This window comes from Fervidobacterium gondwanense DSM 13020 (assembly GCF_900143265.1).
GTDB classification, from domain to species: domain Bacteria; phylum Thermotogota; class Thermotogae; order Thermotogales; family Fervidobacteriaceae; genus Fervidobacterium; species Fervidobacterium gondwanense.
In genome coordinates, this window is record NZ_FRDJ01000010.1 from 1 (window position 1) to 13,050 (window position 13,050).

General features: G+C 39.6%; 11 protein-coding genes. All 11 read left to right on the plus strand.

Annotated elements, in window-relative coordinates:
• On the plus strand, positions 1-1,044 hold a 1,044-nt coding region (locus BUA11_RS07920; RefSeq protein WP_072760267.1), incomplete at its 5' end, for a flagellin N-terminal helical domain-containing protein.
• A 142-nt stretch (positions 1,045-1,186) separates the two neighbouring features.
• Positions 1,187-3,826 (plus strand): tetratricopeptide repeat-containing glycosyltransferase family 2 protein, encoded by a 2,640-nt coding sequence (locus BUA11_RS07925; RefSeq protein WP_072760269.1) that lies wholly within the window; start codon positions 1,187-1,189, stop codon positions 3,824-3,826.
• Positions 3,827-3,857: 31 nt separating this feature from the next.
• Positions 3,858-5,027, plus strand: coding sequence for a flagellin N-terminal helical domain-containing protein (locus tag BUA11_RS07930; protein ID WP_072760271.1), 1,170 nt, complete (start codon positions 3,858-3,860; stop codon positions 5,025-5,027).
• Between the two features lie 105 nt (positions 5,028-5,132).
• On the plus strand, positions 5,133-5,795 hold the full coding sequence (sdaAB, locus tag BUA11_RS07935) for an L-serine ammonia-lyase, iron-sulfur-dependent subunit beta (RefSeq protein WP_072760273.1): 663 nt from the start codon (positions 5,133-5,135) through the stop codon (positions 5,793-5,795).
• Entirely contained in the window at positions 5,792-6,658 is an 867-nt protein-coding gene (sdaAA, locus tag BUA11_RS07940; protein ID WP_072760275.1) for an L-serine ammonia-lyase, iron-sulfur-dependent, subunit alpha, read from the plus strand. The genes sdaAB and sdaAA overlap by 4 nt, the downstream gene beginning before the upstream one ends.
• A gap of 120 nt (positions 6,659-6,778) precedes the next feature.
• Entirely contained in the window at positions 6,779-8,431 is a 1,653-nt protein-coding gene (gene hutU, locus BUA11_RS07945) for a urocanate hydratase (RefSeq protein WP_072760277.1), read from the plus strand.
• A 22-nt stretch (positions 8,432-8,453) separates the two neighbouring features.
• Positions 8,454-9,269, plus strand: coding sequence for a DUF4895 domain-containing protein (locus BUA11_RS07950; RefSeq protein WP_072760279.1), 816 nt, complete (start codon positions 8,454-8,456; stop codon positions 9,267-9,269).
• An 81-nt stretch (positions 9,270-9,350) separates the two neighbouring features.
• Positions 9,351-10,112 carry a TPM domain-containing protein gene (locus BUA11_RS07955; protein WP_245789640.1) on the plus strand — a complete coding sequence of 254 codons (762 nt, stop codon included), beginning with the start codon at positions 9,351-9,353 and terminating at the stop codon, positions 10,110-10,112.
• A 46-nt stretch (positions 10,113-10,158) separates the two neighbouring features.
• Positions 10,159-11,142, plus strand: coding sequence for a hypothetical protein (locus tag BUA11_RS07960; RefSeq protein WP_072760281.1), 984 nt, complete (start codon positions 10,159-10,161; stop codon positions 11,140-11,142).
• Positions 11,139-12,164 carry a glycosyltransferase family 2 protein gene (locus tag BUA11_RS07965; RefSeq protein ID WP_011994605.1) on the plus strand — a complete coding sequence of 342 codons (1,026 nt, stop codon included), beginning with the start codon at positions 11,139-11,141 and terminating at the stop codon, positions 12,162-12,164. The genes BUA11_RS07960 and BUA11_RS07965 overlap by 4 nt, the downstream gene beginning before the upstream one ends.
• A gap of 28 nt (positions 12,165-12,192) precedes the next feature.
• Positions 12,193-13,041 carry a glycosyltransferase family protein gene (locus tag BUA11_RS07970; RefSeq protein WP_011994604.1) on the plus strand — a complete coding sequence of 283 codons (849 nt, stop codon included), beginning with the start codon at positions 12,193-12,195 and terminating at the stop codon, positions 13,039-13,041.
• Positions 13,042-13,050 lie beyond the last annotated feature (9 nt).

Genomic DNA, 13,050 nt, shown 5'->3' on the forward strand with positions numbered 1-13,050 from the left:
GACGACGCAGCGGGTTTGGCAATCAGTGAAAAGATGAGGGGACAAATCAAAGGTCTTGACATGGCAATCAAGAACTCGCAAGACGCTATCAGCTTGATTCAGACAGCAGAAGGAGCACTGACAGAAGTACACTCGATACTCCAAAGGATGAGGGAACTTGCAGTACAAGCATCAAGCGATACGAACACAGACGTAGATAGGAACCAGATACAAGCAGAACTCAACCAGTTAAGAGAAGAAATTGACAGAATCTCCAGGACAACGGAATTCAACACGAAGAAATTGTTAGATGGAAAACTTGAGAACTTCAGATTCACACCAGATGGAAAAGTAGTTACAGGTGGAAATATTAATGTACAAATTGGTACAATCACAAACTCGGTGCAAGAAGGAACTTACGTTGTAGAAGTTGGGCAGTTAAATGGTGGCGTATCATCAGCAATAGATGTCAAGATTACGCTCATCACTGCGGGAGGAACAAACAGTAAAGTAACTGCTATCAACGTTGGAGCTCTTACATTTGCAGGAATCAATATCACCTGGACTGGCACAACATTTAGCATTGCAGACTTTGGAGGAGCACTACCTTCGAATGAAGTGATTGATAGTGCAGTTGTACGAGTGGAAGGTAGATACACAACGGCGAGTCAACTTATCTTCCAAATAGGTTCAAACGAAGGGCATAACATGATAGCAGGAATAGACAACATGAGTGCAAAGTCACTTGGATTGTTAACAAGCACACTCAAAGTGACAGACCAGAATAGTGCAGAAAAAACAATAATGGTGGTAGATGCAGCGATCCACAGGGTAAGTACAGCAAGGTCTGCACTTGGTGCAATCCAGAATAGGCTTGAGCACACGATAGCGAACCTTGGAGTAGCAGCAGAGAACCTGACAGCAGCGGAAAGCCGAATAAGAGATGCAGACATGGCGAAAGAGATGATGCAATTTACGAAGCAGCAGATACTGTTGCAATCGAGCATGTCGATGCTTGCACAAGCTAACGCTCAACCTCAACAGGTGTTGCAACTGCTCAGATAAACAATTTAATATCAAATGTTTAACAAAAGCGGGCTTCACGCCCGCTTTTGTTTTTTTGCTTTTAGGAAAGTGATTTACGAAAGATGAATAATATTTTAGAAGAATTACAAAATATCTTTTCTCCTTCGGAGGGGACATACATATGGAGAAATCTAACCGTTGCCTAATTAGTGTTGCTATGATTACGAAAAACGAGGAACACAATTTAGATAGGGCTTTGGGAAGCATTAAGCCTTACGTTGACGAAATTATTGTTGTTGATACTGGTTCAACAGACAAAAGTGTTGAAATAGCGAGAAAGTATACTGATAAGATTTATTTCTACGAGTGGCACGATGACTTCTCAGCTGCCCGTAATTATTCTTTACAATTTCCAACATGTGAATGGGTGCTCATATACGATGCTGACGAAGAAGTAAGAGAGGATTTTGCTGGCATAAGAGAATTCTTGGAGAAATTGCCTGATGATGTTAATACTGTTTATCTTCCTACACTTAATTATCTCGACTGGGATCTCAAAAAGACTGAGATAGCGTCAACGGCGAGGGTTTTTAGGAACGGCACCGTGAAGTATGAAAATATCATTCATAATCAGGCTATTTACAAAGGTAAGATAGTGGAAGCACCTTTCACGATATATCACTACGGATATATTTGGACACGAAAATTAAGAAAGAGCAAGTATGAAAGAACAAGAAATCTTATCGTTAAACTTTTGAATGAAACGAAAGATTTACCTTCACAAGAAAGAGTTTACTACCTTTGTCAATTATATAAGGCAGAACTCATAGGTTCAAGGAAGTACGTTTTATATGATATAGTCCAGGAAATACTGAGTATCATAACATCTGATAAGAAGATGCCATCAATAGGCCTTGAAGTGTTGTTCATGCATTCACTAGATCTTAACAACAAGGGTTTCAGGGAAGAAGCTAGAAATTTGTTACACTTCCTTTTAAAAGTCGAGCCAAGTAATCCAGACCCGTATTATGCTTTATTAGCTGTAGAAGAGGCTGAGGAAAATTATAGTAAGGTAATAGAATATGGAGAAGAATTTCTCAAGAAGATAGATTATGTTGAGAAAAATCCTGAGAAGTTTGCTTGGACAATAATTTCTATCAAGTACGTTCCTTCAGCTCATGCCTTATTATCTATTGCATATCTGAGGTATAAGAATGTAAGGAAATTCAAGGAACATTTTTCTAAGGCGTTTGATAAATCAAGACTCTTGCCACATGAAGTTCAGAAGTTTGTAACCGCACTTCTAAAAGAAATTGCGAAAACTGACGACAGCACATTTTCTAAGGTCTTGAATGAATTAGCGGAAATACTACGAATATCAGCAGAGTATGAACTAAAGATAAGTGTCTTTGAAATACTAGAAAAGATTACAAATTTGCACGTGGAATTTGATTTTTCTTTGTTTAGTCCTTTTTTAAACACGCGATTTGGAACACTTGTCTTGGAAAAACTGAAGAGTGGTAAAGACGGTCTAATATCTTATGTTCTTGGTGAAAATGAAGAAGAAATATTAGACAAAATAAAGGAATACGGTATAGAAGGGCTTATATTCTTCCACGAAAATATGAGTGATGATGATCCAGTCAAACTCAAGATTCTAAACAAGTTGCGCAAGTTTGAAGATGAGACGATTTCCGGAATCTCAAATGCACTTATTGGTGATATCAATCTCCGGAAAGCTAATTATTCTCTTGCACTTGATTATTATAAACGCGCTTCTCAGGTCTTTCCAGAATTGTCAAGGTTCATAAAATCTGTACTCGATGATCTGAAGACCAAACTTGATCCAACGATAGAAGGCGTTTTTAAGGAACTGAAAGAATTTTACATTAAAAACAAGGAATTCATGGTAGGAAATTTAAGAAATTTTCCAAAAGCAGAACTCGAGCGTCTATACCTTATATCAGATAGTGACTTTGCAAAGTATGTTAGCGCAGTTAACATTGCGGTATCAAATAAAGAAATGGCAAAAAGGCTATTTGAAAGCATAACTAACAAGGAAGACTTCCAGTTCTTAGAGTATAAGTATGCTAAACTGTTTGAAGAATCAGATAAGGATGAGGACTTAGGAAAAGCGCTTGATTATCATCGTAAGGCAGTGGAGAAGAATGTAAATTTAGGTGACATTTTAATAGGTACGTATAGATTTGATGGTTTCTATCCCCATGAGGAATTTGGAAATTCTCAAGATAAAATAGTATGGGTTGGGAATATCTCCGAAAAGCATTCTGGACTTGGCGTAATTTCGCCAATTAGGGTTTGGAGGAAAGGGGAAAAGTTCTATTATGCATCACCATTTCACACAGATGAAGCAATCAAGATTTATAAGGAAAGATTAAAGACTCACAAGCTACCAAGGCTTACTGTGAATAAGAAATATATTCTTGAAGCTCTATCATATTTAAATGCATCAGATATTAAACTAATTGAAAAAGATGATGAACATCTAAAAATTGTTAAAGCGTGTACGCTTGAATTGGGCATCGAATATTCTGAGGTTTCCAAAAATATATTAAGTTATGAACTTATAAACACCGCTAAGGAATTTAATAGTGCGTTGAAGAATGTTCAAAGTGGAGTGCTCTTCTATTTTGTGCCTGATTTTGAGAATCGAGAAGATATGGTTTGGTATTATCCACTATTTAGAATCATTAGAACAAGAAAGCAAGTGGAAACGGAACTTAGAAATCTTGGGTATACTCACATAGAGCATTTTGTATTTGACGAAAACACAAGAGCAGTGTTATTTAAGAGAAAATAATTAATATTTCATTATCCATGGAGGTGAGGTTATGCGTATTAACCACAACTTATCGGCTCTTAACGCATGGAGGCAGATTACACTCACAGACTCAGACATGAAAAAGGTACTTGAACGACTTTCCTCAGGTTTGAAGATCAACAGAGCAAGCGATGACGCAGCAGGTTTGGCGATAAGCGAAAAGATGAGAGGACAAATCAAAGGTCTCGACATGGCGATTAAGAACTCACAAGATGCAATTTCGCTCATCCAAACAGCAGAAGGTGCGCTGAACGAAGTACACTCTATTCTTCAAAGAATGAGAGAACTGGCTGTTCAGGCTGCAAGTGATACAAACACAGACGTTGACAGGTCCAGCCTCCAAGCCGAAATTGACCAACTAAGAGAAGAAGTGGACAGAATAGCGAGAACTACGGAATTTAACACGAAAAAGCTCTTAAATGGTAACCTTGAAGGATTTAGGGCTACACCAGATGCAAAGATTGTTGCGCAGGGAAACATCGATTTAGACATTACTGCCGTAAGTTCAGCTGCAAGCGTAAATGAAGGGACAATTATAGTCGAAATTGGTCAGTTCACAGGTAATACAACAGGTGCTCTCGACGCAAGGGTTGTATTAGTTCAAAGCAATGGAGTAAGCACGGTTGTAACATCTTACTCACAAGCCTCTGTTGTTATTGGTGGTGTCAAAGTAAAGTGGAGAAATGATAGATTTAACATCAATGAATTCGGAGCTTTGCCGCATGAATCAGTTATTGATACCGGTGTGGCAAGGGTCGAGAAAATTAACACGAGTGGAAACCAGCTTGTTTTCCAAATAGGTGCTAACGAAGGCGCCAATATGATTGCTGGTATTGATTCAATGATGGCAAAGGACCTTGGATTGATTACAAGTGTACTTAAAGTTACAACTCAAAATGCCGCTGAACGTGCAATTAGCGTCATAGACGCGGCAATTCACAAAGTTAGTACAGTTAGGTCTCAGCTCGGTGCTGTTCAAAACAGACTTGAGCATACAATAGCAAATCTCGGTGTAGCGGCGGAGAACCTGACAGCAGCGGAAAGCCGAATAAGAGACGCAGACATGGCAAAAGAGATGATGGAATTTACAAAGAGACAGATACTGTTGCAATCTGGCATGTCGATGTTGGCTCAATCGAATGCTATACCGCAAAATGTTTTGCAATTGCTGAGAGGATAACAGTTTTAAAAAGTAGAATAGGGCGGGGATACCCCGCCTTTATTTTTATTCCGTGATTTCTCAGTGTGGTATAATTAATGGGAAGAATTCTTAAGAGGTGATTGTATGGGATTGATAGAAGTTTCTGGACCGGTTATGACAGGTCCTTCGAGTTCACATACACTTGGTGCACTCAAGATCGCCCGATTTGTTTACAAGCTCATGGGAATTCCTGATAGCGTTGTATTTACACTCCACGGTTCGTTCGCACTAACGTACAAAGGTCACGGAACAGATAGAGCATTACTCGCAGGAATAATGGGACTAAAACCAGATGACCCGAAAGTGAAGGATGCGTATAAAATCGCCGAAGAAAATGGTCTGAAATTCGAATTCGAATTCGCAGACTTAGGTGACGTCCATCCAAATACAGTGCTTATCAAAGCTAAAAAGGGCGAAATCTACAATGAAGTTGAGGGCTCATCAATCGGTGGAGGAGCTATAAGGATTACGAAGATCAATGATGTTGACTGCTCCTTAGAAGGCAATTTACCTGCGCTTGTTGTTGTTAACAAAGACAGGCCCGGTGCGTTGAAATCTATCCTTGATTGTCTCGATGTGAATATTGCCAACGTTTATCTGCGAAGAGTTAATGCCCTTCAAGGAATCGCACTGACTATTATAGAACTCGACGAGAATCCGAAAGAGGAAACCGTTGAATGTTTAAGAGGACTGAAATGTGCATTGGAAGTGTATCAAGTTAAACTCGAAGAAGGTGAATGGGTGTGAAATATTCAGAACTCATAGAAATATGGAAAAATACGAATCTCGAATTCAGCGAGGTTATATTAGCTCAAGAAATGTTGGATACCGGCAGAGATCCGGTTAGGGTTAAGCATAACTTGAAGGCATTGCTTACTGTCATGTTAGAAGAATCTGAGCGAAATTATGGAAAAAGCTTTGAGACGTTAACTGGACTCACTGGAAACAATGGCCAAAAATTATCATTTCATACACCCCAAATGCTGAGCGAGTTCAGCCACGTTGCAACGGTTGTCGCAATTTCGATGGGCGAATCCAACGCATCTATGGGCAGAATAGTCGCTTGTCCAACAGCTGGTTCATGCGGTGTAGTCCCGGGTGCTTTGTACGCACTTTATAAAGTCAAAAAAGCTGATTTTGATTCATTACTAAAAGCTTTTATCGTCGGTTCTGGCGTGGGAAATGTGGTGGCAAAGCGAGCCACTCTATCCGGTGCAGCGGGTGGATGTCAGGCTGAGATAGGGACTGCAACAGCAATGGCTTCTGCTATGCTCACGTATTATTTTTCCCAAGACCCGATAAAGGTAGGAAATGCATCTTCGCTTGCTTTAAAAGCGTTGATGGGATTAGTTTGCGACCCGGTTGGAGGATTCGTTGAAGTTCCTTGCGTCAAGAGAAACGGTAATGCGGTAAACGTTGCAATTGCTTCTTCTGAAATGGCGCTTGCAGGGATTGAGAGCGTGATACCATTTGATGAAGTTGTGGAAGCGATGTACAACGTTGGAAAGTCGCTTCCTGAGTCATTGAGAGAAACCGGGCTTGGCGGCATTGCGGCGACAAAAACGGCGCAGGAAATAGTTGAGAATATACGAAATAAGTGGAATACTTAAGTATGCTTTTTTGATGTCGTACTTTTTCTTTTATCTTATCTTTTGAGCGGTTTGAGAATTTTTCAGTCTTTATATAGAATAGATTATGATGAGTCATATATTCAGAGGGGGTTGAACCGTATGGCAGAAGTTATTAGAGCTCCAAGGGGAACAACGCTGACGTGTAAATCATGGCTAACCGAAGCAGCAATGCGCATGCTTATGAATAACCTCGACCCGGAAGTTGCGAGAGACCCTGCCAATCTCATAGTATACGGTGGAAAGGGTAAGGCTGCAAGGAACTGGGAAAGCTTTTACAAAATAGTTGAAGTCCTTAAAGAACTTGAAGATGACGAGACATTGATAGTCCAGAGCGGTAAACCGGTTGCTGTTTGGAAGACGCATGAATGGGCTCCGAGAGTGCTCATTGCAAATTCAAACCTCGTACCGAAATGGGCAACTTGGGAATACTTCAACGAACTTGAAGCACGCGGACTCATAATGTACGGTCAGATGACCGCAGGTAGCTGGATATACATAGGCACGCAGGGAATTTTGCAGGGGACATATGAAACATTCTACGCAGTTGCGAAGAAATATTTTGGCGGAACGCTAAAAGGAAAACTCGTATTGACGGCAGGTCTTGGCGAAATGGGCGGAGCCCAGCCACTTGCAGTCACCATGAACGATGGCGTTGTTATCGCCGTTGAAGTCGACAAGAGGATGATTGACAGAAGGCTTAACACAGGATATCTCGATACGTGGACAGATAGTCTTGATGAAGCGATAAGAATGGCGAAAGAAGCGATGAAAGAAGGCAAGCCGCTGTCGATAGGACTTTTAGCAAACGCTGCAGATGTGCATCCGGAACTCGTCAGAAGAGGCATAATTCCTGATGTAGTAACGGACCAAACAGCCGCTCATGACCCGTTGAACGGATACGTGCCAGCAGGCATATCGTTTGATGAAGCGCTCAAATTGAGGAAAGAGAATCCGCAAAAATATCTTGAAATGGTTTACGACAGTGTTGTAAAACATGTGAGTGCCATTTTGGAAATGAAAAAACAAGGTGCAAAAGTATTCGAATATGGAAACAACATCCGCAGACTTGCGCAAGACCACGGCGTGAAAGATGCATTCGATATCCCGGGTTACATGCCTGAATACATAAGGGACCTTTTCTGCGAAGGTAAAGGACCGTTCAGATGGGCAGCGCTTTCGGGTAATCCAGAGGATATATACAAGACAGACCAGAAAGTGATTGAACTCTTCGGCGAAGATGAGCACCTGAGAAAATGGATAGAGATGGCGCAGAAAAAAGTGAAATGGCAAGGATTGCCAGCCAGAATCTGCTGGCTTGGTCAAGGTCAGAGAGCCGAGATGGGACTTGCGATGAATGAAATGGTGAAGAAAGGCGAACTTGAAGCGCCGATAGTAATTGGACGCGACCACCACGACACAGGTTCTGTTGCAAGCCCGTATCGAGAAACAGAAGCGATGAAGGATGGAAGCGATGCTATCGCAGACTGGCCCATCCTCAATGCGATGCTCAACGTTGCAAGTGGTGCAACATGGGTTTCGTTCCACCACGGTGGTGGTGTCGGAATTGGATACTCGCTCCATGCTGGTGTTGTTATCGTTGCCGACGGAACTGACTTGTCGAAGAAGAAACTCGAAAGAGTCTTAACAAACGACGTTGGAATGGGCGTTGTGAGGCACGCAGACGCTGGGTATGAAATAGCGATAAACACAGCCAAAAAGCATGGCATAAGGATGCCGATGCTTGATAAGTAAGATAAAATTAGGAGATGATTGAGTGTACGTCGGACCGAGTAAGTACGAATATATAAAGGATATAGAGTTTGATACAAGTGAGCTCATACAATTTTTGGAGAGCAAAAAAGAGCGATTGGATGTTTACCACCGCCATGTGGCGGTGGTAACTTGTCATATAAATGAACTCACTTCCGAAGCTGAGCAAAATAGCAAATTCCCATTCTACCTTAGTTTCATAGTTACGACGTCAAACGAAAAAATCGTCGGTATATCCATTTCACCACCCATGTCTCGTACACCAGCGATTTACAAATTAAACGAATTCAAAACGAAAGAACATTTCGAGCAGAAATTCATTGAAATATCTGGTTTAAAAGAGCAACCGACGTGTCAGTGCGGGATATTGAAACTGCCGTTAAAAACGAGATTTGTAGCCATATCCGGAAACGAAGAATTTCTAAAAAAGGAACTATTCAGCGAAAAGGTGATGGGAGTTGAATCGCTCTCGTTTTCGAACAAGGTCGATGACAAAATTTTAGAGCTCCTTGAAAGATACAGGAGCGGTTGGTACAAAATCTGCAGAACGGCTATAACCGACGACGGGATAAATTTCTTTGTAATAGACAAAAAACTTCCTGATGAGTTCAAACCTTTATTCTCAGAGGTTATTGCACTATTGAGGAAAAAGTACAATTTCCAACCGGCGAAATACTTTCCAATTACTGAAAAAGTATTGGGATCATTCAATGCAGAATTGAGCCTGCTTTTTTCACAAGAACCTTTTACACAGGTCGACAAATTGCTTTCAGATTATGAAAAGATCAAGAAGGACTTGATGAAGTACTTTAGTGAATGAAAACGAATTGAAAAGCGAATGCATTTTGTTGATTTTAATGGTAAAATACTTTATATACTGAAGAATATTGGAGATGATAATTTGAAGCCAAGAGGTTTGTTTCTCTCATTTGTTTTATTATTTTCACTGTTTTCTACGCTATTCGCTGTTAATTTTCCAACACCCACGCCGTACAAATACATAAACGACTATGTTGGCGTAGTTAATGAAGAATACGCGAAGAACATAGTCTCGATAGGCAAGGAACTAGAAGAAAAAACAACAGCGCAGATTGCTGTGGTTATTATTGACACATTACAAGGGCTTACCGTCGAAGATTACGCAGTTGAACTTTTCAGAAGATGGGGAATTGGTCAGAAAGGAAAGGATAACGGTGTACTGTTGTTAGTGGCAATAAAAGACAGAGAGATGCGCATAGAAGTAGGATACGGACTTGAAGGAGCTATTCCCGACGGAAAAGCTGGTCGAATACGAGATGAATACATAATTCCTTACTTCAAAGAAGAAGATTATTCGAAAGGTGTATACTATGGATACTTAGCGCTTGCAAAAGAAGTGGCGAAAGAATATAATGTTGAACTCACATTCGATGTGGACGCAGAATTACCTGAGGAAGATGAAGTTCCAGACATTGGGGAGATAATATTTATATTCATTATGATTTTCATAGTCCTTTCGATTTTCTCTGGTAAAGGATACGTACGCTACGGAGGACCGAGGGGACCTCTTGGACCAGGTGGGTTTGGCGGTTTTGGAGGCTTTGGCGGAGGTTCTGGAAGAAGCTCTGGTGGCGGATTTGGTGGCGGACGCAGCGGCGGTGGTGGTGCAAGTGGGAAGTGGTGATTTGAACTGATTTAATCTAAATCACTGGGAGGTTTAAGAAACAATTATGCCTAAAGAACAGAAACTGAACATACTTCTCTTAGAGGGTGTTGCTATCTTTTTCGTAATGCTCGTGCACGCCGGAACACCGAATTACATATATGCGTTTTTTAGCTATGGTTTGAGTTCGTTAGCATTTGCGAGAGGATACCAATGGAAGGATAGAGGATTTAAAGAATTAATTAAGTCAAGAGTTCTTCTCGTGCAAGCATACTACGTAGCCGGGTTTATTAATACTTTGATATATTTAATTTTGGCACCGCAAAATGTTTTGCAATATCCTAAGTATGTGTACATTACTAACTATCTTATTGGGAGAATGGACAAACTTGATCAAGTAGCAATTAATGCAGTTCCATTATGGTTCTTTCTGATGCTATTCTTATCAGAAGTTATGTACTATTTTGTGAATAAGAGTAGCTTTTTGTTAGCCGCTTCTGTACTCTTAGCGATAATCTTTAGAATCATTCCTCATGAGCCGTTTATTTTCAAGATCGACTCGGCCATAGTTGCATTGCTATTTTTCTGGCTCGGAAAAATTTGGAGAAAATACGAGCTTGAAGTTAGACCTCTGGACTTCGCACTTTCAATTCTTGCATTGATTTTGATTAGCCAAACAAATGGAGACATATCGTGGAACAACCAATGGTTTGGAAAGAGCGGATTTATCGCCTTGCTGGGGGAGATAGTGGCGGTATTCGTAGTCATATATCTTTCAGAGATGGTGAAAGCTATAAGCTTAGACAAATTTTTCTACAAGTTGGCTTTCAATGCGTTGTTTGTAATTGGATATCACATGCTCTTAGGGAGCTTGCTCTACGTAATTTTGAATTTATTTGGAATAGTTATATCCGATGTTATGTCACTTTTAAACAAGATCTGGTATATTTACTTTGCATTTGATTTACTAATAGTGTATTTAGCAATAAGATATATTCCAGCAAAAGTTAAATCGCTGTTGATTGGTGACTTTCGGAGGGTATTGAAATGATTAATAAACAAGAACTTGTATCAGTGATAATACCTGCTTATAACTTGGAAAGCTACATCGAAAGATCACTGAGAAGCGTTTTAGAGCAGACGTATGAGAATATAGAGATTATAGTAGTTAACGACGGTTCAAAAGATAGCACTGCAGAAGTTGCAGAGAAGATACTCAAAAATGCTGGGAAAATTTACAAGATAATCAATCAAAAAAACCAAGGGGCAAGCGTTGCAAGGAACACCGGGCTTACAGCAGCGCAAGGGAAGTACATAAAGTTCTTAGATGGAGATGATACACTCTTTCCGTGGACAGTCGAAGAGCTTGTAGGGGCGATTGAGGAGAATAAATGCGATATAGCATTTGGTGGTCAAAATGTTGTGAATCTTAAAGGAAAGATTTTGTATCGATATGATGAAATGTATGAGTATACTCAAGGAGTTTATGAGTCAAAGGAGATCCTAAAAAAATTTCTCCTACAAACAATGCATATATCATTGAATTCTTCTATATTCTTAAAAGAGATAATTGATAAAAACTTCATCAAGTTTACACCAGGAACTAGGTATTCAGAAGATAATGAGTTTATATCTAAGTATCTCTATTATTCAGGAAGTGGTTATGTGTTCAATAAGGCTGTTGCAAATGCACTTTATCGTATAAAATCTACAACTAAGATTCCAAGTTTATCAGTATTTCATAACGTTGGTGCAATGCTGAGGCTCAAAAGGTTTTTCGAAGAACGAAGAGAAAGAGAAATTGCTAAGATTATAGAATCAGAATGTATACCTGCGGCATACACTTGGACTATTGGAAATTTGGCGTTTAATGGATACCCACTCTTTGATTGGCTTAGAATCGCAAGAATGGATAAAGTGAGGAGAAATGTCATATCTTACAAAATTCACAATAAAAATACAAAATTTGGAAAGCAGCAAAATTTCTTAATTAGTCTTTTCCGCTTCTCTCCATTTTTAGTCTACGTGCTTCTTAGAAGCTACTCATATATCCTAAAAATCTTGCATCGATAAGTTTGATAACGATATGGAGGTCTCTAGGATGAATAAAAAATATCTACTAGCAACGGCGTGTAATGAGAAGTACGAAGAGTTCTTAATAAATCATTGGTTGAGGTCCTTAAAATCGAATTGCACATTAGAAAGCATTGATATCGTCGTTATAGACTATGGACTATCTGAAAATGCACGCAAAATTCTTAAAAGTGAAGCTGTTTTAATCAAAATCGCTGGAAAATTTAAAGGTCATATTAACAACACGAGATTTTTGGAATTGAATGATTTCTTACTTGAAAACGAAAACTATGAGCAAGTAGTGTTATGCGACTCAGGGGATATAATATTCCAGTCGGATATCTCTCATCTTTTCCAGTTAGAACCTGAAAAGATAAAAGCAGTTTGTGAAGAAATATCACCAAATATGGAAATCGTTGCCAACGATAAGAATGTGAAAAATGCTGACGAAATAAAGAAGTTTTTGTCTGACAAAAAATTGATAAACGCAGGCTTTGTCATCTATCCACGAAAACAATTTGTTGAACTTGTATGGTCAATGAACGAAATTATTAGAGATTTGGATGCTTGGGGAACGGATATGGTAGTCTTGAACTACTATGCATACAAAAAAGATTTTTATCAGCTTCATCCTAAGTATAACTTTATTCCCACTACGACGCAAAAAAAGTACAAAGTGAAAAACGGAAAGTTCTATCTTGTAGAAAATGGAAAAGTTGAACTAATCCCAGTTGTTCACAATGCAGGCAGACACAAGTTATTCAGGCCAATCCTAAACTTTGGCTACGGAGAAAGTTACAACATTCCGAGACCGCTCGCAATTTTTGCGTTGAGGACATTCTATCAAGTTCTATCGTTGTTCAAATCTAAAAGATAAAAGGGTGAG